The sequence below is a fragment of the Pseudoxanthomonas sp. P4_B2 genome, from assembly GCF_056402315.1.
This window is the reverse complement of the sequence record NZ_JBFUHQ010000006.1, coordinates 106,609-130,762: the sequence shown is the minus strand read 5'-3', so window position 1 is coordinate 130,762 and position 24,154 is coordinate 106,609. Positions and strand designations below refer to the sequence as shown.

Annotated in this window: 27 protein-coding genes; 14 read left to right on the top strand and 13 right to left on the bottom strand. The window is 63.6% G+C overall.

Features of this window, described 5'->3' with window-relative positions:
• Positions 1–31 precede the first annotated feature (31 nt).
• Complete coding sequence (locus AC1DTQ_RS15695) at positions 32–319, top strand: DUF3247 family protein (protein ID WP_477850770.1); 288 nt, start codon at positions 32–34, stop codon at positions 317–319.
• A 19-nt stretch (positions 320–338) separates the two neighbouring features.
• Here AC1DTQ_RS15695 and AC1DTQ_RS15690 read toward each other — a convergent pair whose 3' ends face one another.
• On the bottom strand, positions 339–1,388 hold the full coding sequence (locus AC1DTQ_RS15690) for an oxidoreductase (RefSeq protein ID WP_477850768.1): 1,050 nt from the start codon (positions 1,386–1,388) through the stop codon (positions 339–341).
• A gap of 134 nt (positions 1,389–1,522) precedes the next feature.
• On the opposite strand from AC1DTQ_RS15690, the gene AC1DTQ_RS15685 reads away from it, so the two are divergent.
• Complete coding sequence (locus tag AC1DTQ_RS15685; RefSeq protein WP_477850766.1) at positions 1,523–3,085, top strand: carboxylesterase/lipase family protein; 1,563 nt, start codon at positions 1,523–1,525, stop codon at positions 3,083–3,085.
• An 18-nt stretch (positions 3,086–3,103) separates the two neighbouring features.
• Here AC1DTQ_RS15685 and AC1DTQ_RS15680 read toward each other — a convergent pair whose 3' ends face one another.
• The gene (locus AC1DTQ_RS15680; protein WP_477850765.1) at positions 3,104–3,568 is read right to left on the bottom strand and encodes a hypothetical protein; all 465 of its coding nucleotides are present in this window, start codon (positions 3,566–3,568) and stop codon (positions 3,104–3,106) included.
• Positions 3,569–3,708: 140 nt separating this feature from the next.
• Here AC1DTQ_RS15680 and AC1DTQ_RS15675 point away from each other — a divergent pair, with 140 nt between their 5' ends.
• The 3 genes from AC1DTQ_RS15675 to AC1DTQ_RS15665 all read left to right on the top strand — a co-directional run bounded on the left by AC1DTQ_RS15675 (position 3,709) and on the right by AC1DTQ_RS15665 (position 5,668).
• A complete protein-coding gene (locus AC1DTQ_RS15675) occupies positions 3,709–4,140 on the top strand; it encodes a hypothetical protein (protein WP_477850763.1) in 432 nt (143 codons plus the stop codon).
• Positions 4,141–4,220: 80 nt separating this feature from the next.
• Positions 4,221–4,793, top strand: a complete 573-nt coding sequence (locus AC1DTQ_RS15670) for a hypothetical protein (RefSeq protein WP_477850762.1) — start codon at positions 4,221–4,223, stop codon at positions 4,791–4,793.
• Positions 4,794–4,855: 62 nt separating this feature from the next.
• A complete protein-coding gene (locus tag AC1DTQ_RS15665; RefSeq protein WP_477850761.1) occupies positions 4,856–5,668 on the top strand; it encodes a lytic transglycosylase domain-containing protein in 813 nt (270 codons plus the stop codon).
• 89 nt (positions 5,669–5,757) lie between these two features.
• Here the strand turns inward: AC1DTQ_RS15665 and AC1DTQ_RS15660 are convergent, their stop codons facing one another.
• On the bottom strand, positions 5,758–6,903 hold the full coding sequence (locus AC1DTQ_RS15660) for a PQQ-dependent sugar dehydrogenase (protein ID WP_477850758.1): 1,146 nt from the start codon (positions 6,901–6,903) through the stop codon (positions 5,758–5,760).
• 152 nt (positions 6,904–7,055) lie between these two features.
• Here AC1DTQ_RS15660 and AC1DTQ_RS15655 point away from each other — a divergent pair, with 152 nt between their 5' ends.
• A complete protein-coding gene (locus AC1DTQ_RS15655; protein ID WP_477850757.1) occupies positions 7,056–7,574 on the top strand; it encodes a CcdC protein domain-containing protein in 519 nt (172 codons plus the stop codon).
• A gap of 76 nt (positions 7,575–7,650) precedes the next feature.
• Here the strand turns inward: AC1DTQ_RS15655 and AC1DTQ_RS15650 are convergent, their stop codons facing one another.
• Entirely contained in the window at positions 7,651–8,148 is a 498-nt protein-coding gene (locus AC1DTQ_RS15650; RefSeq protein WP_477850756.1) for a hypothetical protein, read from the bottom strand.
• Positions 8,149–8,269: 121 nt separating this feature from the next.
• Between AC1DTQ_RS15650 and AC1DTQ_RS15645 the strand changes: the two genes are divergently transcribed.
• The 6 genes from AC1DTQ_RS15645 to AC1DTQ_RS15620 all read left to right on the top strand — a co-directional run bounded on the left by AC1DTQ_RS15645 (position 8,270) and on the right by AC1DTQ_RS15620 (position 11,337).
• Positions 8,270–8,458, top strand: coding sequence for a CPXCG motif-containing cysteine-rich protein (locus AC1DTQ_RS15645; protein WP_477850755.1), 189 nt, complete (start codon positions 8,270–8,272; stop codon positions 8,456–8,458).
• 94 nt (positions 8,459–8,552) lie between these two features.
• Positions 8,553–8,954 (top strand): hypothetical protein, encoded by a 402-nt coding sequence (locus AC1DTQ_RS15640; RefSeq protein WP_477850754.1) that lies wholly within the window; start codon positions 8,553–8,555, stop codon positions 8,952–8,954.
• Between the two features lie 197 nt (positions 8,955–9,151).
• The gene (locus AC1DTQ_RS15635) at positions 9,152–9,547 is read left to right on the top strand and encodes an EF-hand domain-containing protein (protein WP_477850753.1); all 396 of its coding nucleotides are present in this window, start codon (positions 9,152–9,154) and stop codon (positions 9,545–9,547) included.
• Between the two features lie 160 nt (positions 9,548–9,707).
• A complete protein-coding gene (locus AC1DTQ_RS15630; protein ID WP_477850752.1) occupies positions 9,708–10,022 on the top strand; it encodes a hypothetical protein in 315 nt (104 codons plus the stop codon).
• A 131-nt stretch (positions 10,023–10,153) separates the two neighbouring features.
• Positions 10,154–10,882 carry an HAD family hydrolase gene (locus AC1DTQ_RS15625; RefSeq protein ID WP_477850751.1) on the top strand — a complete coding sequence of 243 codons (729 nt, stop codon included), beginning with the start codon at positions 10,154–10,156 and terminating at the stop codon, positions 10,880–10,882.
• Positions 10,879–11,337, top strand: coding sequence for a hypothetical protein (locus tag AC1DTQ_RS15620; protein WP_477850750.1), 459 nt, complete (start codon positions 10,879–10,881; stop codon positions 11,335–11,337). The genes AC1DTQ_RS15625 and AC1DTQ_RS15620 overlap by 4 nt, the downstream gene beginning before the upstream one ends.
• A 17-nt stretch (positions 11,338–11,354) precedes the next feature.
• Here the strand turns inward: AC1DTQ_RS15620 and AC1DTQ_RS15615 are convergent, their stop codons facing one another.
• From AC1DTQ_RS15615 to AC1DTQ_RS15575, 9 genes are all read right to left on the bottom strand, one after another.
• A complete protein-coding gene (locus AC1DTQ_RS15615; protein WP_477850749.1) occupies positions 11,355–12,479 on the bottom strand; it encodes a cupin domain-containing protein in 1,125 nt (374 codons plus the stop codon).
• 120 nt (positions 12,480–12,599) lie between these two features.
• Entirely contained in the window at positions 12,600–13,358 is a 759-nt protein-coding gene (gene kduD, locus AC1DTQ_RS15610; protein ID WP_477850748.1) for a 2-dehydro-3-deoxy-D-gluconate 5-dehydrogenase KduD, read from the bottom strand.
• 145 nt (positions 13,359–13,503) lie between these two features.
• On the bottom strand, positions 13,504–14,352 hold the full coding sequence (kduI, locus tag AC1DTQ_RS15605; protein ID WP_477850746.1) for a 5-dehydro-4-deoxy-D-glucuronate isomerase: 849 nt from the start codon (positions 14,350–14,352) through the stop codon (positions 13,504–13,506).
• 258 nt (positions 14,353–14,610) lie between these two features.
• Positions 14,611–15,666, bottom strand: a complete 1,056-nt coding sequence (locus AC1DTQ_RS15600; protein ID WP_477850745.1) for a LacI family DNA-binding transcriptional regulator — start codon at positions 15,664–15,666, stop codon at positions 14,611–14,613.
• A 51-nt stretch (positions 15,667–15,717) separates the two neighbouring features.
• Positions 15,718–17,310: a family 43 glycosylhydrolase gene (locus AC1DTQ_RS15595; RefSeq protein WP_477850744.1), complete on the bottom strand. Its 1,593-nt coding sequence runs from the start codon at positions 17,308–17,310 to the stop codon at positions 15,718–15,720.
• The gene (locus AC1DTQ_RS15590; RefSeq protein ID WP_477850743.1) at positions 17,307–18,590 is read right to left on the bottom strand and encodes a TRAP transporter large permease; all 1,284 of its coding nucleotides are present in this window, start codon (positions 18,588–18,590) and stop codon (positions 17,307–17,309) included. Before AC1DTQ_RS15590 ends, AC1DTQ_RS15595 begins: the two co-directional genes overlap by 4 nt.
• Positions 18,590–19,090 (bottom strand): TRAP transporter small permease, encoded by a 501-nt coding sequence (locus tag AC1DTQ_RS15585; RefSeq protein WP_477850742.1) that lies wholly within the window; start codon positions 19,088–19,090, stop codon positions 18,590–18,592. The genes AC1DTQ_RS15590 and AC1DTQ_RS15585 overlap by 1 nt, the downstream gene beginning before the upstream one ends.
• A gap of 64 nt (positions 19,091–19,154) precedes the next feature.
• Positions 19,155–20,156: a TRAP transporter substrate-binding protein gene (locus tag AC1DTQ_RS15580; protein WP_477850740.1), complete on the bottom strand. Its 1,002-nt coding sequence runs from the start codon at positions 20,154–20,156 to the stop codon at positions 19,155–19,157.
• A complete protein-coding gene (locus AC1DTQ_RS15575; protein WP_477850862.1) occupies positions 20,153–20,968 on the bottom strand; it encodes a 2-keto-4-pentenoate hydratase in 816 nt (271 codons plus the stop codon). Before AC1DTQ_RS15575 ends, AC1DTQ_RS15580 begins: the two co-directional genes overlap by 4 nt.
• A 198-nt stretch (positions 20,969–21,166) precedes the next feature.
• Between AC1DTQ_RS15575 and AC1DTQ_RS15570 the strand changes: the two genes are divergently transcribed.
• Both AC1DTQ_RS15570 and AC1DTQ_RS15565 read left to right on the top strand, forming a co-directional pair.
• Positions 21,167–22,519 (top strand): pectate lyase family protein, encoded by a 1,353-nt coding sequence (locus AC1DTQ_RS15570; RefSeq protein ID WP_477850739.1) that lies wholly within the window; start codon positions 21,167–21,169, stop codon positions 22,517–22,519.
• Positions 22,520–22,524: 5 nt separating this feature from the next.
• Complete coding sequence (locus AC1DTQ_RS15565) at positions 22,525–24,114, top strand: carboxylesterase/lipase family protein (RefSeq protein WP_477850738.1); 1,590 nt, start codon at positions 22,525–22,527, stop codon at positions 24,112–24,114.
• Positions 24,115–24,154: the final 40 nt, after the last annotated feature.

Below are 24,154 nucleotides of genomic sequence, written 5' to 3'. Positions count from 1 at the left end.
ACCTGCGCTCCCCAACAGTTGGAGAACGGGGATGAGCAATATCGCCGAACGAGTGCATACCGACCAGGGAGAAATCGCCTTGATCGAATCGCGCATCATGGAGTTGAACGACGCGTCCGCCGTCGAACTGAGCTTGTCCGATGGAAGGAAACTGCGAGGAGTGGTGACGGTGCGTCCCAGCGTGCAAACGTTCCGTGATGCGGACGGTAGGGAAGGGATCAATGCCGTGCTGCGCTTGGACGATCTGCATGAGCCCGGAAAGACGCATCACGTCTGGCTCGATCAGGTGACCGATATCTTCCCTCTTAGTAGCGACTGAGCTTCGCGCTCCGGCTGTCCTAGGCGGTCGGCGTGCAGGCGATCTCGCGCCGTTCGGCCGAACTGCGCATTCCCCCTTCCAGCATCGCCATGACTTGCAGCGCCTGCGCCGTGGTCACCGAAGGCGGGTTGCCCTGCAATATCGCATCGCGCAACTGCGCGTAATAGCGCAGGTAGTCACCCGGGACGCTTTCCACAGCTTCGGCGCGCGCCTTATCCTGAGCCCTCGTGTGCAGCATCCCCGGTTGCGGATCTTTTCCCCAGCCCGCCTGTCCAGGAACTTGTCCGTTACGCAAGGCCTCTTCCTGCGGATCCATTCCGTGTTTTATATAACTGCCGCGCGTGCCATGCACGGCGAAACGCAGGCCATGCGCCGCGACCAGCGCGCCGGCGTGCAACATCACGCGGAGCTTCGGATAACTCAATAGCACGTGGAAATAATCGGCCGTCTGCGCGCCCTCGCGCTGCAAGGCGATGTCGGCGCTGATCGCCTCGGGCATGCCGAACAGTTGCAAGGCCTGGTCCAGCAGATGCGGACCCAGGTCGTACCACACGCCCGAACCGGGCTGGTCGCGTTCGCGCCAGCGGTCGGCCACGACCGGGCGATAGCGATCGAAGTGCGAATGGAATTCAGCCACTTCGCCCAGTGCGTTTTGCGCGATCAGTTTCTGCACAGTGAGAAAATCTGCGTCCCAACGTCGGTTCTGGAACACACTGACGATGCGTTGCGCCCGAGCGGCGTGGGCAACGACCTGTCGCGCCTCCTCCAGCGTCACCATGAAAGGCTTGTCCACCACCACGTGCTTGCCCTGTGCGAGGGCGGCCATGGCAAGCGGAGCATGTGCGGTATTGGGCGCGGCGATGACGACCAGATCGATGTCCGGGTCGGCGAAAGCGATTTCAGCATCGCCGACCACACGCACCTCCGCATGATCGGCGTGTACCTTGCCGGCGTCGCTGGAAACCACGCTATGCAGGCGCAGCCCAGGCGTATGCACGATCAACGGCGCATGGAATACCTTGCCGACGAAGCCGTAACCCACCAGCGCCACATTGAGGATCCGTTCCAACTGCCTGCTCCGATCGCACGGCGGTCGATGCCGCCTGCCTAGTCTAATGCCCGTGGAAGGGCTAGACCGTGATCGCCGATGCGGCGCCGCGAACTGGCATGATGCGCACCATCACCTGTGCTGGAGGCGATTGCATGAAAGCTCTGTCGACCCTCGCGCTGTTGCTGGCGGGAAACCTGTTGTTGCTCGCACCCCAGCGTGTCGTCGCCGCAGAGCCGTCTTCGTCGCTGCTTGTCGTAGCTACCCGCAGCGGCACGCTCCAAGGACGAGCAGAGAAAGGCCTGAATGTTTTCCGTGGCGTTCCTTTCGCTGCGCCGCCGCTTGGGCCCTTGCGTTGGCATGCGCCGCAGCCGGTTGCGGCATGGAGCGGTACGCGCAAGGCCGACGCCTATGCCGCGTCGTGCATGCAGAAGCCGGGAATTCCGGTGTCGGAAGGCGGTACCGACGGCCCATTGAGCGAGGACTGCCTCTATCTCAATGTCTGGGCGCCGGCCTCTGGAACCTCGGGCAAGCGACCGGTGATGGTATGGATACACGGCGGCGCACTGGTATTCGGCTCGGGCAACGTGGCGCTGTACGACGGCGCCGCGCTGGCGCAGAGGGGCGCGGTGGTGGTGACGATCAATTACCGCATGGGCCCGCTCGGGTTCTTCTCGCATCCGGCTATCGATGGCGAAGCGGCGCGCGGCCCGGTCAATTACGGTCTGCTGGACCAGATCGCCGCTCTGCGCTGGGTGCGCGACAACATCGCCGGCTTCGGAGGCGATCCTGGCAACGTGACGATCTTCGGCGAATCGGCCGGTGCCCAGAGCGTGCTCGCGCTGTATGCATCGCCGCTGGCGCAGGGGCTATTCCACAAGGGAATCGCGCAAAGCCCTTACGGCCTTCCCAGCCACACCCGCGCCAAGGCGCGCGAGGTCAGCGAGCAGGTAACGACCGCGGTAGGCCTGGCGGGCGCAAGCGCCACGGCGGCGCAACTGCGTGCGGTTCCGGCTGCGCGTTTCTTCCAGCTCGGCGAAACCAGCGCGACATTGGCGCCGGGTTTCATCGTCGGCGACGAAGCATTGCCGCGGCCGATCCTCGACGTATTCCAGAACGGCAAGCAGGCGCGCATGCCGCTGATCATCGGCAGCAACAGCGATGAAGCCACCGTGGCGTTGGCGTTCGGCGTGGACCCGGTCAAGGTAGTGGAGAAATTGCGCGCCGCCAAATTCCTGCTGAAGAAATTTTACCCCGGCGTTACCGACGACGCGCAACTCGGTCGCGAAAGCGTGCGCGACCTAGTGTTCACTTCCTTCGCGCGCCGCATCGCTTACCTGCACTCGCAGTCCGCGCCGACCTGGCGCTACTACTTCAGCCACGTGCAGCAGGGATTGCAGGGCAGGGTGCCGGGGGTGGGGCACGGCGGCGAGATTCCGTTCGTGATGGGCACAGGCGTCGATTGCGGCTGCTTGCCGGTTCCGTTCACGGCTGCGGATGGCGCATTTTCGCGACAGGTCGGCGACTACTGGTTCGCGTTCGCGCGCTCTGGCAAGCCGGCGGCGGCGAACGCGCCCGCCTGGATGCAGGACAGCGTGCGCGAGGCGAGGACTCTGGAATTCGGGAATCAAGTAGCGCTGAGAAAGGATTTCATGAAGACGCGATTGAATGCCTTCATTGCGATCCTGAAGATGGCGGGCGCGCTGACTGCGCGATAGCGACGACTGCCAAGACGGTCAGCGCTCTTGGCGCTTGACCGCGCCCATGCGCTTGATTTGCGATTCGATGTGCATACGCGCCAGATCCAGGTAGTGGGCGTGCGGTCCGCTGCCCGATCCCTGCACCTCTCCCAGATAAGCGGCGCTGTCCCACACCCGGGCCAACCAATCGGCGCTTTCGTCCGACAGGGTCAGCGTGACGGTATAGCGCATGTCCCGGCCGCCCTCGTCCAGGCAGTGGTAGACCACGGGGAATTGGCCGGCGAAGGTCGCATCGCCGCAACGGCGTTTCAGGTGCAGGCGCGCTTCCTCGACCAGCTGCTCCTTCTCGCTCTCGTGGATCATCAGCATCTGCGAACGGACGAAATCCGAAGCGCGGAAAAAGGGATCGATGCCGTCCGCGGGGTTGTAGCCCTGCGTGCGCAGCCACTCGATAAAGGCGGCCTCCATTTCCATGGAACCGGCTTTGAGCTTGTTGCTCATTTGTAAGATCCCCATGCGAATCGAGCTATTCCTGCTCCGAGCTTAGCAGGGCTTGCGGGGGACGGGACAGCGGCGCCATGGCGGTCCCGGCGCAGAGGCGTATCCTGCGTCTGCCGCCATCTTCAGTCCCGGGAGGGAACATGAACGTCGCCGCCTCGCGTCCGTTGGGTTTCTGGATCGTCTCCGTGCTCGCCCTGCTTTGGAACCTGTTGGGCATGGCCATATTTTTCATGCAGATCAACATGCCTGCCGAAACGTTGGCCGCAATGCCGGCAGAACAGCGTGCGCTGTACGAATCCACGCCCGTCTGGGTCGATGGTGCCTTCGCGGTCGCAGTGTTCGGCGGCGCACTTGGCAGCGCGATGTTGTTGATGAGGAAGCGTCTTGCGCTGCCCCTGCTGGCCCTGTCGCTGCTCGGCGTGTTGGTGCAGATGGGCTATACCTATCTGATGACACCGGCGTTCCGCGTTTACGGCGCGAGCGGCGCCATCCTACCGGCCTTGCTGGTGCTGATCGCGCTATTCCTGGTGGGGTTCGCACGCAGATCCCTTGCCCGCGGCTGGATCAACTGAGCTGTTGCGATCGTCTGTGATCGCTAGACGGTCGGCCGGTTTCATTCTCCTGATTCACACATCCCCATCGAGATAGCCCAATGAACAAACTTCTCCTCGGCACTGCATTAGCGACTCTCCTGCTCGGTGCTTGCAACAAGCCTGCCGACACGCCTGCTCCGGAAGCGCCGACGCCTGCAGCAGCGGCCGCCACTGCTACCGCGCCGGCCGCCGCCGCTTCCACTGCCGACACCGCTGTCGACGCTGCGCCTGCCGCGCCTGACGATAACGCGACCGATGCGGCTATCGACAAGATTCTGGGCGATCACACCAAGTACCAAGCCGTGATCAACGCCTATCAGAAAGCCGTCGCCGGGGGCGACAAGGAAGGAGTCGCCGCGCTGGTCGATTACCCCCTTGCCGCCACCATCGACGGCAAACAGACTTCTATCAAGGATGCGGCGGGTTTCGTGCGGAACTACGACAAGATCGTCACTCCGGCCATCGCGAGCGTGATCAAGACGCAGAAATATTCCGAACTAATGGTCAACGGCAAGGGCGTGATGTTCGGTAGCGGCGAAACCTGGATCAACGGCATCTGCAAGAAGGGTAGCGCCGATTGCAGCGAATTCGAGGTCAAGGTGGTGGCCATTCAGCCGGGTGTTTCCGGCTGACGGGGCATCGGTACGTCAGCCGGTTATGCGCCGGTTGGCCTACGAAGGTTTACGATCCGCGCATGTTTTCGCCCCGCACCCTGCTGGCCGCCTGGTTGATCGGCCTCCTCGCACTAGCCTCACCGTCCGTGGAAGCGCGCACGGTCTACCGCTGCGTGCGCAACGGCACGGTCAGCCTGTCGACCGCGCCGGAGCCGGGTTCCAAGTGCGAAGCCAAGCAAGTCGAGGACGATACGGCCAAGGTCCCCAACCTGTGGGGATCGATGGGCGTGTTCAGCGGCACGCTGTACCAGCGCGAGCAAGACGGGCAACTGGTCTATGGCACCCGCAAACTGCCAGGCTCCACCGTGTACCTGAAGTTCACCGTGGAAACGCCGCCCGGGGAACCGGCGCATCCCGGCCTGGGCAAGGTGGGCAAGCCGCGCCTGGACATGTACGCCAAACAATTCAAGGCGGCGTCTAAATCCACGGGCGTGGAGGATGCGTGGTTGCGCTCCATCGCCCATGCCGAAAGCGGCTTCGATGCGAATGCGCTTTCGCCAAAGGGCGCGCAGGGCGTGATGCAGCTGATGCCGGAAGTGTCGAAGCAATACGGCGTGGTGGATCCTTATTCTTCGGTGCAATCGATCAATGCCGGCGCCAAGCATCTGAAGGGGCTGCTGAAGCGCTACAAGAACGATCTGATTCTGGTCGCGGCCGCCTATAACGCAGGCATCGGTGCGGTCACGCGCTACAAGGGCGTGCCGCCGTACGCGGAGACCCAGGCCTATGTGGAGAAGGTGCAAGCGCTGCACCAGCGCTACCGGCAGGCGCTGGGTCCTGCGCCGCTAACGCCGGCCGATGCGATCCAGCAAAAACTCAAATCCTCGCCGTAGGAATTTTGTAGGAGCGACGCGAGTCGCGAAGAACGGACATTTTCAGAGCATCGCGACTCGCGTCGCTCCTACGCGCTCCTACAACATTCCTAAGCCGCCGGGCTGAGCCTCAGCAGTCGGCCGCCCGAACCTTCCTTCTCGTCCTCCAGCAGCCACAGATTGCCGTCGGGACCCTGTTCGACTTCGCGGATGCGCTGTCCCATGTCGTAACGCGCCGCTTCGCGCGCTTGGGTTCCATCGAATTCAATGCGTACCAGCGACTTGGACGAAAGCCCGCCTATGAAGGCATCGCCGTTCCAGTCCGGGAATGCCTTGCCGGAATAGATCAGCAGGCCGGCGGGAGAGATCACCGGGTTCCAGCTGACCTTCGGCGCTTCGAATTCAGGGCGGGTCGGATGATCGGGAATGTCGCGGCCATCGTAGTGGTTGCCATTGGAGACGGTGGGATAGCCGTAGTTCTTGCCGCGTTCGATCAGGTTCAACTCGTCGCCGCCCTCCGGCCCCATTTCCTGTTCCCATAAGCGCCCTTGTGCATCGAAAGCGATGCCCAGCGCATTGCGATGTCCCAGCGACCACACCTGCGCGGCCACGCCGCCCTGTTTGGCGAAGGGATTGTCGGCCGGTACGCTGCCGTCGTCGTTAAGGCGGATGATCTTGCCCAGGTTGGATTTCATGTCCTGTGCCGGGGTGAATTTCTGGCGCTCGCTCGAGGTGATCCACAACTTGCCGTCGGGACCGAAGGCGATGCGATGGCCGTAATGCCCGTTGCCGGAAACCTTCGGCACCTGGCGCCAGATCACCGACAGATCGGACAGCGCACCGCCGCCTTTTTTATCCAGAGTCAGTTTGGCGCGAGCCACCGCGCCGCCGCGCGTGTCGTCTTTGCCGGCCTCGGCATAGCTGAGGTACACCCAGCCGTTGCTGGCGAATTGCGGATGCAGCACGACATCGCCGAAGCCGCCCTGTCCACCATAGGCCACCGCCGGCACTCCGCTGATCTCGCCGACCTTGTTTGCGGCAGGCGTCGCACCCAAGGCGACCAGTTTCAACGCTCCTTTCTTCTCGCTGACCAGCAGGCGCCCGTCGGGCAGGAAGGTCATCGCCCACGGCTCCTTGAACTGGCCCATCGGGGTGGACTGGAAGGGCAGTCGTGTCTTTTCCTGAGCGGCGCAGCCGGTCGCAAAGAGGGCGAGCAGTGCAGTCGCACAGGCGGCGGTAAGCAGGTTGCGGGGCATGGGAATTCTCCGAAAGGGTTGAGGGGTTATGGCACGGGTGCCGTAAAGGCCGCGTTTTGCCTTACTGTCTCGGGACGCAACGAATGACCTCTGGCACCTAGATTGCAGGTGCGCAGGGCATATTCTGGATCGAGTCAACGCGAGACCTTCCCATGCCCGCCGCCGTCCTCCCAGCTCTGACGCCCTATCTCGCCACCGCCGGCATCGGCTGGCTCTATTACCGCCGCATCCGACGCAGTTTCGGTCGCCAGCGTTGGCAACCGAAGCGCACCATTGCCCGCTTGGTGCTGGTGTCGCTGGTGGCGGTCAGTCTGATATGCGCAGCCGTCTTCCTGCCGCACGTGGGCGTAGGCATCGGTATCGGCGCGGTATTGGGGGGCGCACTGGGCGTGTTCGCGCTGAAGTACACCCATGCCCAAGTGACCGACGGACAGCGCTTCTACACGCCCAACCCCTGGATCGGCGGCGGACTCAGCCTACTGCTGCTCGGACGCCTGGCCTGGCGTTGGAGTCAGGGCGCCCTGACTGGCGGCTCCGCGCAGGCCGCGCTACAGGCTAGTCCGCTGACTATGGGCATCGCGGCGACGCTGATCGCCTACTCGCTGGTCTACACCAGCGGATTGTTGCTGCGCATGCGCCAGCTGGCACCAGGGCAGACCCTGAGCGACTAGGTCCGTATCGCTATCGATTCGACGGCGCTCGCCGAGCCTGAGAGAAAGTAGGTTCCGGGCCGGGCCGGGCTACGGCTTAGGTCAACGCAGTGGTGCCCTCGTAGGGCAATCGCGTCGCCCCAAGTCTGAGCAGGGCCGCTTCCGCTGCAGGCAGTTGTGGATCCTCGGCGTCGAGCACCACCAGGATCCGGCCCGCCCTTATTTCTCCCTCGAACTTGCGCCTGACCGGATCGTCCACTGTCGATCCCAATAATGCCGATACCCAGGTGCCGACCGCCGCACCGCCTACGGTCAGCAATGCCGCGCCGGCCAGCGTTACTCCCAGCGGAGGGAATGCGATAGCAACCAGCCCGGCCACTAGCCCCACGGCGCCTCCGGTGGCCGCGCCACGCAAAGCGGCCGGCATGAAATCGGTGGCCGCATCCTTGTGCCGGTCCTGGATCGAGTCCAGCTCTATGTCGGCGCGCGCGATCAGGGACAGGTTGTCGTCGGTAAGGCCGGCCTCACGCGCGACGCTGAGGGCATCCTGGGCGGCAGCTAGGTCGGGAACGCTGAATACATGACGGGTCTTCATGATTTCGGCCTCCTCTTGAAACCACGCCCATTACCTCCCCAACCGGGTTAGCCATGCGTGACGGATAGAGCACGACGAATAATGGGAGACTGTGGCTTCCCACGGCAGACACACGGACACCATGCTTCCCTTCGAATCCATCCAGTGTCCCTATTGCGGGGAACCCATCGATCTGTTCATCGATGACTCGGTCGATCATCAACAGTATGTCGAGGATTGCCAAGTCTGCTGCCGCCCGATCAATGTGTCGGTGACGACGGGCGACGACGGTGAGGTGAGCGTAGTGGCGCGTGCGGAAAACGACGTATGACTTTCTGCAAACAGCTCGCCTTACTTCTGGATTTTCGCGAGGTCATGGCTGATATCTCGTCGGCCGATATCTCGTCGACCCTGGTGCGCAGTCCGTGAACCTGCCATTGCATCTCGGATTTCTGGGCGCGCTAGAAGCCGGCTTGATCGCGTTGCTGGTCGGAATACTGTCGTATGGCTTGTGGAACTGGCTGATGCGATGGGTAGGCGCAAGCATAGGACACGTGATCGGCTGGGCCTGCATAACCGCGGCGGTAGTGGCTGGAGGCATCGATACATGGAATCTTTTCTACCTGGGCTTCATGAAGTTGGAGTCGCCTTTGTATGCGCGTCTGGCCCTGCAGAATATCCACGATGCCGAATCGCTAGGCGCACGAGTGGTATGCGAAGTAGCGGGCGCATTGGCCGGCGTTGCGGTCGGTTGGCAATTGTTCAGCGGCGGATTTCGTGAAGATAGCGTTCCGGAAAAGGGCGAAAACGCCGATAAGCCCGATTGATAGAACGATTTCATCACAAACGAAACGCTGGGCTTACTAGCCGTTCACGACTCACTAACGAAGTGGGTAACCGCTTCTGCCGGCCTTGTGGTTAACACGATGTGCAGCGGCGAATTCGCCTGCCTGTTTGATTCAGCAGCGTTTGTGCATGGTGTGGCCGTGCGACGAATAGCACCCACACCTACGGAGTAACGACGATGAAGAACACCAAATCCACGCTTGGTCTGATCGCCCTGTCCGCCGCTCTGGCGATGCCGATGGCCTATGCACAATCGCAGACCGAAGAAGCCGCGCAGCCGCAGACCGAGCAGCCGACTCCCACCGAATCCGCAACCCCGACCGACAGCGCGCAGGGCGCGGCCACGCAGCCGACCGAGCAGGCTACCGGCGCTGCATCGAGCGGCGGCAAGCAGGGCTGGAACGATGTGGACACCGACAAAGACGGCGCTATCAGCAAGCAGGAAGCGTCCTCCAATGCCGGTCTTTCCCAGATCTTCGACAAGGCCGATGCGGACACCGACGGTAAGCTGACTCCCGACGAATATAAGGCGTTCGTGAGCAAGAATTACGGCGAGCCGGAGTCGAAGAAATAAGCAAAAGCTGACATAAAACTGAGTTGCTGCAAAACCGACACCTCTGTGTCGGCATCGGGGAAGGGGGCGGCGCAAGCCGTCTCCTTTTCCTTTTTTGGACGACGGAGTTTCAATACACGACAAGACAAACACACGACAAGACACTCGAGAGGAGAAAGCGATGAAAACGAAAGACTTCACAGAACCACGTGAGAACTCGCCAGTGCGCATAGCGCTGGTGTTGGTCGCGGCTTTGTCCGCTTCTGTTCTGATTTCCGGTTGCAACAAGCCGGTCGACGAACAGGCGCCGCCCGCCGCGGAAACCACGCCGCCGGCCGAGGCGCCGCCACCGGCTGAAACCCCTCCCGCCACCGATCCGGCCGCACCGGCTCCCGCGGATTCGACCACTCCGCCGCCGACCGATCCGGCTACACCGCCGTCGGACCCGGCGACAGCGCCGACTCCGACCGATAGCGATTCCCCCCCGAAAAACTGACCGAAGATATCTCGGTTCCGAGAGGACGGAACGAACTTACTCCGGGCAACAGCGAAGGGCGGCTTGGGCCGCCCTTCGCGTGCCGCCGTCGCTGTTATCCTGACGCCGTGCGTTACAGGAGGCGGCGAATAATGGCGGGTGGGATCAGTTGGGTCGGGTTCGACGGCGACGATACTCTGTGGAAGAGCGAGGACTACTACCGTGCCGCGGAACTGGCCTTCGAGGAAATCATAGGCCAGTACATCGACCTGACTGACGCGCGCACCCTGCAGCACTTGCTGGAAGTGGAACGCCGCAACCTGCGTATATTCGGCTATGGCGCCAAGGGCATGACCTTGTCGATGATCGAGTCGGCCGTACAGCTGACCGGAGAGCGCATAAGCGCACGCGACATTCACCGCGTGATCGAAATCGGCCGCAGCACCCTGCAGCACCCGGTGGTCCTGATCGATGGCATCCGGGAGGCGGTGCACACCATCGCCGCACGGCACGAGATCGTGCTGATCACCAAAGGCGATCTGTTCCACCAGGAATCCAAGATCGAACAATCCGGACTGGCCGACGTGTTCCATCGCATTGAGGTGGTGTCCGAGAAGGACACTAAGACCTATGCGCGCGTGCTCCGTGAGCTCGAGGTGCCCGCTGCCGAGTTCGTGATGATCGGCAATTCCCTGCGTTCGGATATCGAACCGGTGGTCGCGCTCGGTGGGTGGGGCATCTACATGCCGTACCACATCACCTGGGCGCATGAGGCCGAACACGCGATTGCGGAAGGAGAGCCGCGCATGCTGCAGGTCGACACCGCCCGCGATCTTCCCGATGCGCTTTTGCGGCTATCCGTCGCGGCAATCAAGTCATGACGTATCCGCTCTCCCGCCTACTGATCGCCGCGCTACTTCTGGGCATGGCCGCGCGCGCGTTCGCGCAGCCCGCCGAAGAATCCGCTTACCAGCCGCGCAGCGGCGATGCGTGGATAGACCGCCAGCTGACGGATATCAATCGCTATGCCGCACGCTATCCGCGAAGCTTCGCCGATGAGGTCGCGCGCTACTATTCGGTGCCACGAGACTATGTAGAAGCCATGCAGCAACAGCCCACCTGGGGGCCAGGCGACATCTTCATGGCTTGCGCACTGGCACAGCGGATTGCACAACCCTGCCGGGTCGTGGTGCGCGAGTGGTCCCGCGACCACGCCGACGGTTGGGCGGGCGTGGCGACGCGTCTGCAGGCCAAACCGGGCACGGCGCCCTACCGCGAACTGCGCAAGGACATCGAGCAAACCTACACGCGCTGGGCGCGTCCACTAGCGAAGTAGTGGCGTGCCGTTGCCGGCTATTGGTCGCCTTTCTTGCGGTAAGTGATCAGCAGGACCAAGTCCTCATCGCCAGTCTGGCGGATGGTATGGGTACTGCCGGGACGGGTCAGCATGGCATTGCCGGGGCCGACCGGGTGTTCCTTGCCGTCCAGCGTATAGACGCCGGTTCCGCTGATTACGTAATAGATCTCGTCATGATCGTGCTGGTGCAGGCCGATCCCGGCGCCGCGCCGCAGGGCGCGCTTGCGGAACTCGAACGACATGCCCGGCGCGTCCTTGAAGAACGGATACGCCGTGGTTTCGCCCGAGCCGCCGTGGGGCCCGGGTTGCGTTACTGCGATATCGCGTTCGTGCACAACGAGAGAGGGGTACGGCTGCGAGGACCGATCGGTCAGCGCGGTCGGGCGTGCACCGCAGTCGGTATCGCGAACCAGGTGCTGCTTCAGCGCAGGATCCAGTTTTTCCCAGCCCCCCACCACCAGGCAAGCCACAGCAAAAGCACCGCGGCGCTGGAAGTGGGTGTCGTCGGCTTGGCCCTGTTCGGGCACATGCATGTAGAAGGCTTTGGACGGTTCATCGCCCAACGCGCGCAGCCAGTCCATGCTGGTCGCGCCCAGGTCGATCAGGCCGACTTGCTCGCGCTTGGCCAGATCGCGCACTGCTTGCGAATAGGCTCCGTGCGTATCGAGCAGTTGGCCGTGGTCGAACTTGCGCCGCGCCACCGGCGTGATAAGGATCGGCGTGGCGCCGCGTTCGCGGGCCAGCGTCACATAGCGCATTAGCCATTGCGGATAGGCCTGCAACGGCTCGTTGTAGCGCGCGGGATCCTCGATTTTCTCGTCGTTGTGGCCGAACTGGATCAGCAGTACGTCGCCCTTGCGCAGATCCTTGGCGATGCCGTCGAACCAGCCCTGGTAGATGAAGCTGCGCGCGCTGCGTCCGCTCTGCGCGTGGTTGCGTACTTGCCAGGTTTTGTCCAGGTAGGTTTGCAGCACCTGACCCCAGCCGGTGCGCGGGGCGCGCTCCGGACCGTATTCGCTGGCGGTGGAATCGCCGGCGATGAAGACCTGGCGGGTTGGCGAGCCTGCAGCAGCGGAAATTGCTGCTGCCATGAAGACCAGAAATAACATCCACCTCAACATATCGATTCGCCTCTAGATTTGAATCAGGATGTGAGTCAGGTGTGGGAGCGGCCTCCGGCCGCGAGCTCTTCCAACAGAAAGTCCGAAAGCTCGCGGCCAGAGGCCGCTCCCCCCAATTCGCTACCGGGCCAGCCAGCCGCCATCGACCGGGATCACTGCGCCATTGACGTAGTCCGAAGCGCGCGATGCCAAAAACACAGCGGTGCCGCCCAGATCGGCCGGTTCGCCCCAACGGCTGGCCGGAATGCGCTCCAGGATGGCTTTGTTGCGATCGGCGTCGGCGCGCAGCTGCGCAGTGTTGTCGGTGGCCATGTAGCCCGGCGCGATGGCGTTGATGTTGATGCCCTTGGCGGCCCATTCGTTGGCCAGCAGGCGGGTGATGCCAGCGATGCCGGACTTGCTGGCGGTGTAGGACGGCACGCGTATGCCGCCCTGGAACGACAGCATGGAGGCGATGTTGATGATCTTGCCGCTGCCTTGGGCGATGAAATGTCGGCCCGCCGCCTGCGACATGAAGAACGCGCCCTTGATGTTGACGTTCATCACGTCGTCCCAGTCCTTCTCGCTGAACTCCACCGCGTCGGCGCGGCGGATCAGGCCGGCGTTGTTGACCAGGATGTCCAGTCCGCCCAGGCCGGCCACGGTTTCGGCGACGATGCGTTCGACCGGTTCGATGCTGCTGAGATTGGCTTCGATGTTGAGGAAGCGGCGCCCCAGCGCCATCACTTTTTCCTCGGTCTCGGTAGCGGCCACGATGCCGGCGCCAGCGATATCCGCGCCCGCTTCGGCGAGCGCCAGTGCGATGCCTTGGCCAAGACCGGTGTTGGCGCCGGTGACCAGCGCGACCTTGCCTTCCAGACTGAATGGATTGCTTGCCATGTGTTTTCCCTCGGTGCGTGGGTGGGTTTCTGCTGTGTTTTTTTTGTAGAACCGAGCTTGCTCGGCTGCTTTTTGGCATTTGGCTCTTGGCTTCCGGCCAAAGCCTCAGCCGGGCAAGACCGGCTCTACAAAGACCAGGCCGGTTCTACTTGAGCTGGCAGATGTCGAGCACGTTCATGTCGGTGTAGTCCAGGTTCTCGCCGCCCATGGCCCAGATGAAGCAGTAGTTGCTGGTGCCTGAGCCCATGTGGATCGACCAGGGCGGCGACACCACCGCTTCGCCGTCGGCGACCACGATGTGGCGCTGCGCATCGGGTTCGCCCATGAAGTGGTAGATGCGATCGTTATCGCCGAGGTCGAAGTAGAAATAGACCTCGCTGCGGCGGTCGTGCAGGTGTGGGGGCATGGTGTTCCAGACGCTGCCGGTCTTGAGCACGGTGAGCCCCAGCAGCAGCTGCGAAGACTGGCAGGTGGCGGGCACGATGTACTGGTAGATGGTGCGTTCATTGCTGGTTTCCAGCGAGCCACGCTCCAGCGAGACCGCGTTGGCGATGGCCAGCGGCTTGGTTTCGAAACGCGCGTGCGCCGGCGTCGAGGTCAGGTAATAGCGAGCCGGGTTGGCCGCATCATCGGAGGCGAACGAGACATCGGCGCTGCCCATCGCCACGTATAGGCCATCCTTCGGTCCCAGCGTATAGCTGGTGCCGTCTACGATGACCTTGCCGCTACCCGCGCCGACGTTGATCACGCCCAACTCGCGGCGTTCCAGGAACGGCTTGCCGGCGGCCGAGGCCGGTTCGGTCTGGCGCGGCAGTTCGATTGCTTTGGAAATGGGGGCCGCGCCGCCGATGACGAAGCGCTCGTTGTGCGAATAGTTCAACTGCACGGTGTCGGCCACGAACAGGCCGCTGATCAGGTAGCGGTCGCGCAACTGGTCGTTGCTGGCGCCTTCCATCATGTCGGGGTGGGTGGCGTGGTAGGTCTTACAGTACATGGTCGGCTCCGTGCGGGGCGATGGGTGGACGGCACCCGGGCTAAGGGTGATTCTAAGGCCTATGGTAACCGGTGTCATTTCGCAGTGCGGCAGGACTTATCCAGAAGGAAAAACAAGCAGTACGGTTGTGTGGCTTTGCCCCCTTTGGCAAAGGGGGCTACGGGGATTTGCTCTTGATCTTGCTGCGGAGCAAGAGCAAATCCCCCTCAATCCCCCTTTTTCAAAGGGGGAGGTCAAAGCAGGGCGGATGCGCCACGCTCATTCCGGTGGTTGGCAGGAGTCGCGAATCACCAGATGCGGGCGCACGCTGGCTGAGGACAGCGTGGCCATGGCGTCCGGTTGCACCAGCATGGAGGCGGCCAGGCGCCCGGTATCGCGAGTGGGGCGACGTACGGAGGTCAGCGAAGGCCACAGACGCGAGGCCAGCGGGCTGTCGTCGAAACCCACCACCGACAGCTGCTGCGGGATGCTGATGCCCGAGCGCATGGCGACCTTGTATACGCCGGCGGCCATTTCGTCGTTGCCGGTGAAGATGGCGGTAGGGCGTTGCTTGCCGGCAAGCAGTTTTTCGGCCGCGGACACGCCCGATTCGAAGGTGTAGCCGGCTTCCACGATCCGCGACTTCGGCAGCTCCATGCCGTAGCGGCCGAGTCCTTCGACGAAACCGGCCGTGCGTTCCAGCGCCGAACGATAGTTGTTGGGGCCGGTAATCAGCGCGATGTCGCGATGGCCGAGCATGTACAGATAGTCGGCCGCTTCGGCGGCGCCGTCGCGGTCGTGGGTGACCACCATGCGCGACATATCGTCCATCGCCACCGGCGCGATGCGCACATAGCGGCAGCCGATTTCCAGCAGCATATCGGCCAGGGCCTGGTCTTCGGAAACGCGCGGCACCAGCATGACACCGTGCAGTTTCTGCTGCTGGGCGAAGCGGCGCACGCCGTCGATGTAATTGGGGCTGCGGCTGTCGCAGGGATGCACTACCAACTCGAAACCGGAATCGCGGATCGCGTCCAGCGCGCCGTACTGCATGTTGACGATGTACTGCGCGGTCGGATTGTCGTAGACCATGCCGATCAGGAACGATTTGCGGAACGCGAGTCCGCGGGCCATCGGATCGGGCGAATACCCCACCTCGCGCATCAGCGCTTCCACTTTCTCGCGCGTGTCCTTACGCACCAGTGGCGAGTGGTTGATGATGCGCGATACGGTTTTCTTGGAAACCCCGGACAGCCGCGCGATGTCGTTGATCGTCGACGCCTTGCCGGGTACGGAGGGTTTGGCGGGCGTTTCGGGCTTCTTGCGCGCGGGCATGGACGTCGCTGTCTGGAGGAAAGGATCGGGTTGGATTCTACCCGCGCGCCGTCAGTCCAGCGCGCGGTAGCGGAAATGGCGGAATTTCACTGCGCCCTTGCCCGTCGCGTACAGCGACGGTTTCAGGGCCAGGAAGCCGCCGGCGACGTTGTGGTGGTAGCCGGAGACTTCCATCTGCACCGGGTATTTGGTCCAGGTAACGCCATCGGTACTGCTGTGGAGGGTGACGACGTGGCGGTTGTTGGTGACCCGCAGCCATAGCCGGCCGCCTTTAGCGCTGGCAGCGAGCGTCGCCGGGCGTTCGGTCCCATAGCGGTGCATGATGAAGTTCTCGCCGTTGCTGCCTACACCCACATAGAGCTTGTCGTTGTAGAACAGCAGGGCGCCGCCCTGCGCGCCGGGCTCGATCTCCATTTCGACTTCGAACTGGTAAGCCAGATCGCCGGCGATGAAACCCAGCGGCGAACTGTCGCGTGGAGAGCTCCCTTTTCCACGTAGGGCCATGGCGCCGTCGCCGAAACTCACGCGCGCGTATTCGTCGGGCGCCGGCTTGAAGAAGGCCCACTGCGGACCGAGCTTGCCGTTGGAGAAGTCATCCGACAGCGGCATGCCGTGCGGCCCCGACGCGGTGCCTGCGGGCTTGCGGATCGGTTGGCTCAGGTCTCCGCCCTTGGCGACGAACCAGCCGTCGTCGGTCCATTCGATGGGTTCCAGCAACGCCTGCCTGCCCAGCGTCCAGAACCCGTGTTCGTAGCCGTGGTAGATCATCCACCATTGGCCCGCGACATCCTCCACCAACGTGGCGTGGCCGCGCGACCACCAGTACTCGTCCCTGGATTCGGTGCGCACGACCGGATTGTTGGGTGCGTTCTGCCAAGGGCCGTGGATCGAGCGCGAGCGCGCGACGATGACCATGTGCCCGGTCGGCGGACCGGCGGTGCCGCCGACGGCAGTGATCATGTAGTACCAGCCGTTGTGGCGGGTGATCTTGGGGCCTTCCTGGGCGTAGCCCTCCACGTCCCATTGCTCGGGGTACTTCCAGCCATCGTAGACGTGCTTGACCTCGCCGACGGTGCTTAGCCCATCGTCGGCCAGTTGCACGTAGTCGCCGCCGCTAAGGAACAGGTAGCGCTTGCCGTCTTCGCCTACGGCGTGGCCGGGATCGATGTGGCCGGGCAGGCCGATATCGATGGGTTCGCTCCAGGGCCCGAGGATGTCGTCGGCCCAGACCACGAAGTTGCTGCGCGTGCTGCCTTCGGTGCCGCCGCGGCGCGCGGGGAAATAGAGGTAGTAGCGGCCCTTGTGCTTGACTAGGTCGGGCGCCCAGATCGATCCGACATTGGTCTTGATGCCATGCCCGATCGGCTGCCAGTTGACCAAGTCGCGCGAATGCCAGATCGGCAAGCCGGGATAGGCTTCGAAGGAGGACAGGGTCAGGTAGTAATCCTCGCCATCGCGCAGCACCGATGGATCTGGGTGGTCGCCGGACAACACCGGGTTGAGGAAGCTGCCATTGCCCAGATCGGCCTGGCGCTGATTTTCGATGCCGCGCTTCCATTGCGGCTCGTTCGTCTCGGATGCCATCGCGAGCGGTGTAAGCAACAGCAGCGTGGCTAGCATCGTGCGCAGTCTTACCCGACTCATGACTTCAGCATCCTGGGTAACCACAGTGACAGCTCGGGCACGAATGCGACCACCAGCAACACGGCCAGCGCCGACAGCCAGAACGGCCAGATGGTGCGCAGGCATTCGCCGATGCTGATCTTGCCAATGGCGGTGCCGACGAACAGTACCGATCCCAGCGGCGGCGTGATCAAACTGATTCCGCCCTTCAGGATCAGGATCACGCCGAAGTGGATGGGATCGATGCCGATGGCCTTGGCCAGCGGCAGGAAGATCGGCGTGCAGATGATGATCATCGGCGCTAGATCCATGAAGGTGCCCAACACCAGCAAGATCAGGATCATCAGTAGCAGCATCAGGTTCTTGTTGGTGGTCAGGCCGGTGAGCAGCTCGACCGCCGCGGTCGGCACCTGCAGGTAGGCCAGCAACCAGCCGAACGCGGCGGCCGAGGCGATCACCAGCAGGATCATGCCGGTAGTGCGTGCGGCATGGCCCATGGTGCCGATGAAATCCTGCCAGGTCAGGTTGCGGTAAATCACTGCAGTGACGAACAGCGCATAGACCACGGCGATCGCCGCGCTTTCCACCGCGGTGAAGATGCCGGCCTTGATGCCAACGAAAATCAGCGCCACCAGCAATAGGCCCGGTAGCGCGGAGACGAAGCGGCGCAACACTACGCCGAAGCCCGGAAAGAGCTCCACCGCATAACCGCGGCGCTTGGCGATGATGTAGGTGGCCCCCATCAGCGTGAGCGTCATCAGCAGCGCGGGGAAGATACCCGCCGCGAACAGATCGGCGATGGAGATGCTGCCGCCGGCCGAGGCCGAATACAGGATCAGGTTATGCGAGGGCGGCACCAGCAAGGCCACCAGCGCTGCGGTCATGGTCACGTTGACGGCGAAATCGCGGTCGAAACCGCGCTTCACCATCTGCGGGATCATGGCGCCGCCCACCGCCGACACGTCGGCGATGGCGGAGCCGGAAACCCCACCGAAGAACAGCGACGACAACACGCTGACCTGTCCCAGGCCGCCGCGCACATGTCCGACCAAGGAAGAGGCCAGTCCTATCAAGCGTTCGGATATTCCGCCGCGCAGCATGATCTCGCCGGCGAATATGAAGAGCGGTATCGCCAACAGCGAAGCGGAGGCCGCGCCGGTGGCGGTCTGCTGCGCTACCACGATCGCCGGCAGTCCCAGGTAGATCAGCGTAGACAGGGAGGCGGTGAATAGGGAGAACGCCACCGGCACTCCCATGATCAGCAAGCCGAGAAACACAAAGAAGAGAATCGCGATAGCCATTATTCGCTCCGCTCCGCGGCGGTGTTGCCAGCGAACAGATGGTTGAGGGAGAACACCGCGATCAACGCACCGCCCAAGCACAACGGCAGGTAGAACGTACCTTCGGGAATGCGGGCGCCCGCCATCGGGACTTCCCAGCTATCGGCGGCCAGAATGGCTCCCCACCAGGCCAGCAGCGCGCCGACGGCCGCGACCACCAGCCGGCTGAAACCGTACATCACCCGCGCCACGCGCGGCGGCGCGGCATCGCGGGCGATGAAGAAGCCGAAGTGCGACTCGGCGCGTACGCCGACCGCGGCGCCGAACATCATCGCCGTGTTGAGCAGCAGCAACGCCACCGGTTCGGTCCAGTCCGGAGAGGCGTTGAGCACGTAGCGCGCGAATACCTGCCATGCCTGTACCGCGGCCATGCTGACCAGCGCGATTCCCGCTATCCAGGTGGTGACGCGCGCCAGCCTCTCCGGCCAGCCCGAAGGGGCACTCGTTTTTGTGTCGCTCATCGGCTCTCCCGGCGATGTAGGCGTTGCTTCAAGTCAGTGGTGTTTCAGAAGGATTTGCATGCGATCACGCCGTGGCGCGAACGTATTCGTAGAGACGCGCCAACTCCGGTTCGCGCAGATATTCGCGGGTGATGCCGGCGGTGGCGGCGCGCATGGACTCGCGGTCCACGGCGTTTGCTTTCACCCCACCCGCGATGATCGCCTCGCGCGCCTTGTTCTCGGAGCTGTCCCACAGGCCGCGCGCATAAGGCACCGAAGCCGCTGCCGCCTCGCGGATCAGCTCGCGATCCTTCGGCGCCAGCCGCTCGTAGGCGGTGCGCGACATCAACAGCACATCGGGCGTGAAGGTGTGTTGGGACTCGGACCAGTAATGCGCCGCCTCGAACTGACGGCTCGAATGGAAACTCTTGATGTTGTTCTCGGCGCCGTCGATCAGATGCGTCTGTAGCGCTGAAAAAACTTCGCCGTACGGCAGCGGGGTAGCATTGGCGCCCAGCGCATGGATAAGGCGGACAAATATCTCGGACACCGGTACGCGCAGCTTGAGGCCGCGCAGGTCGTCGGGCGTGTGGATCGGCCGCTTGGTGTTGTAGATGCTGCGCGAGCCGGAGTCGTAGAAGGCCAGTCCGACCAGATCGCGGCGTTCGAAACTGCCCAACAGCGATTTGCCGAGTTCGCCGTCCAGCGTGCGCCGCAGATGCGGCGTGGAATCGATCAGGAACGGAAGCGAGAGGATCCGCGTGGCAGGCACGGAATCGTTCATCGTGGCTAGATAGACACGCGCCAAAGCCAGGGCGTTGAAGCGAACCAGGTCGACAGTGACCGTTTCCCGACCCAGCTGTCCGGAGTGATAGACCAGCGTATTCAAACGCCCGTCGGTACGCTCGCTCAAATAGCGGCCGATCCAGCGCACCGCTTCCACAGTGGGATAGCCATCCACGTGGACGTCCGCCGCGCGCAGCACTTGTTGCGAAGCGGTGGCGGCACTCGTCGGCTTGCAGCCTGCGGCCAATGCGGTAACGCCGACGCCAACGCCGGCGGCAAGGAATTTGCGACGGTCCATCATCGATGCCCGCTCCCCGCATCGTTTGTATCGACCGGCGTGGCGGCACGTGCGCAGCAGGTGATATCGCCGAAACCGGTGAAGCTGATGCGCGCCGACTGGCCCACGGCGATGTCGTGGATGCCGGTGGCGTTGCCGGTGGCGATCAGGTCGCCGGCCTTCAAAGGACGACCGCGCTTGGCCGAACGCGACAAGGCGAACGCGAACGCCGTCCGCAATCCGCCGGGCAGGGTGGTCGCGCCGCCGCTTCCCACCAGCCGCTCCTCGATGAAGGTATGGCAGGTGAGTTCGGCCTCGGGTATCGCCAGCCAGTCCGGAATTTCCGCCCCTAGGATCAACCCGTTGTTGTTGCCGAAATCGGAGACGACCACGCGGGGGCCCAATAGATTGATGGTCGCCAGCGGACTGCTGGCGATCTCGACGCCAATATGCAGCGTCGCCGGTACGCCAGCGGCTTCCTCAGGCGTCCAGTCGGTTTTGCCGGCGGGCGCATCTGCCTGAAGGCGCAGCACGTACTCGGCTTCGACCGCGGCGAATCCACCGGAAAACACGGGGAACGCCACATTGCCACCGGTGGCATCCAACAGCCCGGCGGAGAAAATAGGGCCCAGCAGGCGGTCGTCGCCGGAGCCGTCGCGGCGTTCGGCGGCGATGAAACCGACTTTCCAGCCCACCACACGGTCCGGCCAACGCGCGATGGCCAAATCTTGCACCTGATAGGCCGCGATGAGGTCGGCAGGAATACTGCCGGGAAAGTCGGGTAAGGAGCCTCCTCGCGTACGCGCTTCAACGAAGCTGTCGGCGATCCTTGCCAGATCCGGGGATCCGGGCGTCGTTTCCTGAATGCTGTCGCCGGTACTCAAGCGGCCTCTCCCAATAGTGTTGTTTTGCTGCACTGCCGATGGACAGCAGGGGTCGATGGCTTGTATATGGTAAACCGGTGTCATTTACAATACGCAGTGCCGCAAAGCCGAACGGCCGAGGGCAATAATCCACTCCTGGGAGGGAGCCGAATGAAATCCACCCGCGCCATGCGCATGGCCCTGTGCCGTCCCTTTGCTGTCGCCGCGATCGCTGCCGCGCTGCTCATGCCGCCGGGCGCCAGTGCGGCGCCAGCCGACGCAACGCTGGCCTTCCCCGGCGCCCAGGGCTGGGCGGCGCACGCCACCGGTGGCCGCGGCGGCAAGATCCTTCGTGTCACTACCCTGGCGGGAAGCGGTCCCGGCTCGTTCGCCGAAGCGGTCAACAGCAAGGGGTCGCGCATCGTGGTGTTCGAGGTGGGCGGCGTCATCGACTTGGGCGCGAAAACCCTGCGCATCGTCGAACCGGACCTGACCATCGCCGGCCAGACCGCGCCTTCGCCTGGCATCACTCTGATTCGCGGCGGCATCGACATCGCCGCCAACAACATCATCGTGCGCCATCTCCGCGTGCGCCCCGGCTCCACCGGCGCGGCGCGCATGGCCGGCTTGGATTTCGATGCCATATCCACGGTGGGCGCGCACGACGTGATCGTCGATCACTGCACGCTGACCTGGGCCACCGACGAAAACCTGTCCGCCTCCGGCAAGCGTTTCGCCGGCAACGATGCCGAGGAAAACGCCGCCGCCACTTCGCATCGGATCACCTTCAGCAACAACATCATCGCCGAGGGTCTGGCCCATTCCACCCATGCCAAGGGCGAACACTCCAAAGGTTCGCTGATCCACGACCATGTGCGCGACATCCTCATCGTCGGCAACCTGTACGCGCACAATTACGAACGCAACCCGTTGTTCAAGGGCGGCGTGCGCGGACAGGTGATCAACAACCTGATCTACAACCCAGGTCAGCGCGCGGCGCATTACAACCTGATCGCCGAAGAATGGCAGGGCCACGACTACGAAACCGGGCAGATGGTGTTGCGCGGCAACGTGATGCGCGCCGGGCCTTCCACCCAGGATCTGGCGTTCTTCATGATCGGCGGCTCTGGCGATATCGACCTGTTCGCGCAGGACAACCTGCTGGTGGACCGCGTGGGCCGGCACAAGATCGACGCCGAAGGCAGCTACACCAACGCACCGGTCAAGGTGAATGCGCTCAAGCGCGCGCCGGAGCTGCCGTTCGGCGTGAACGTGTTGGCGTCGGCGCAAGTGCAGGATGCGGTGATCGCCAACGCCGGCGCGCGGCCCTGGGATCGGGACGACGTCGATCGCCGCATCGTGGCGGATACCATCGAAGGGCGGGGCGGCATCATCGACAACGAAAGCGAGGTCGGTGGCTATCCCAAGCAGAAAGAAACCCGCCAGCCCTTCGTCGAAGCCGACTGGGACCTGGGTACGATGGAACCATTGAAGCCGTTGCAGCATCGCGAGCCGCTGAAGTAAACGGCATGGATGCAGGACGAAGGGTTTTCCTGCAGCAGGCTGCGCTGATCGGCGCAGCGACCAGCGCGCCGCGGTTGCTCGCCACCGCGGGAGAAGCGACAACACTGGCCAAAACGCGCAGTGGCCGCGTCGCCGGCTATCGCGACCATGGCATGCAGGTCTTCAAAGGCATTCGCTACGGTGCAGACACCGCGCCGCGCCGGTTCAGACCGGCATTGCAGGAATCCGCGTGGCGCGGCGTGCGCGACGCCACGCAGCCCGGCGCCAGCGCGCCTCAGAACGGCAACGACGGCCCGGGCAGCGAGGATTGCTTGTTTCTCAACGTCTGCACGCCGGCTCTGCGCGACGGCGGCAAGCGGCCCATTCTTTTCTACATCCACGGCGGCGGCTACAACAACGGCTCGGGCAGCAATCCGCTGTACGACGGTGTGCGCCTGTGCCGGCGTGGCGATGTGGTCGTGGTCACGGTCAATCATCGCCTCAATGCCTTCGGCTATCTTTATTTGGCCGAACTCGGCGGCGAAGACTTCCAACACTCGGGCAATGTCGGCCAGCTGGATCTGGTGCAGGCGCTGCAGTGGGTTCGCGAGCATGCGCAAGAATTCGGTGGGGACGCCGGCAACGTCACCGTGTTCGGCCAGTCCGGCGGCGGCGCCAAGATCGCCACGCTGATGGCGATGCCGGCGGCGCGCGGCCTGTTCCACCGCGCCTGGACCATGAGTGGCCAGCAAGTCACTGCGGCCGGGCCGCGCGCCGCGGACCAGCGTGCGCGGATCTATCTGCAGGCATTGGGTTTGGGCGAAGGCGATATCGAACCTCTGCGCAGCTTGCCGATGGGGGCGCTATTGCGGGCGCAGTCGGTGCGCGACCCTTCACGGGTCGAGGACAGCGGGCTGTACTTCGGTCCGGTGATGGACGGACAAGACCTGCCGCGGCATCCGTTTTGGCCGGATGCGCCTGCGCAGTCGGCGCAAATCGCGATGGTGATCGGCAACACTCGCGATGAGACCCGCGCCTTTCTCGGCAACGGCCCCGCGAACTTCGCGCTGCACTGGGACGACCTACCGGACAAGCTGGCGGTGCACCAGTTCGTCGACATCGCGCCCGAGGTGGTGATTGCCGAATACCGCCGGCTGTATCCCGATTACACGCCGTCCGAAGTGTTCTTCGCCGCCACTACTGCCGGACGTTCCTGGCGCGGCGCGGTGGAGGAACTGGAAGTGCGGGCGCGCCAAGGCGCCAACACCTGGGCCTACCAGCTCGATTGGCATCCGGGTGGCGAAGAAGGCGAACGCCTGCGCGCCTTCCACACCCTGGACATTCCGCTGGTATTCGACAACATCCGTCAGCCCGGTTCGCGCACCGGCGACAGCGAGCAGGCGCAGCGCGTGGCCGACGCGATGAGCGATGCGCTGCTGGCTTTCGCGCGCAGCGGCGATCCGCGTACCGGCGCAACCGCCGGTTGGTCGCCGTACTCGTTGGAGCGCCGCGAAACCATGCTGTTCGGCGCTACCCCAAGCATGCAGAACGATCCGCGTGGCGGCGAACGCCGGCTGTACCAGCGCGCGCCCTTCATCCAGCGCGGTACGGCTTGAGTCCGCGCCCAGCCCGGAGTCCCATCATTAACAACTTCCA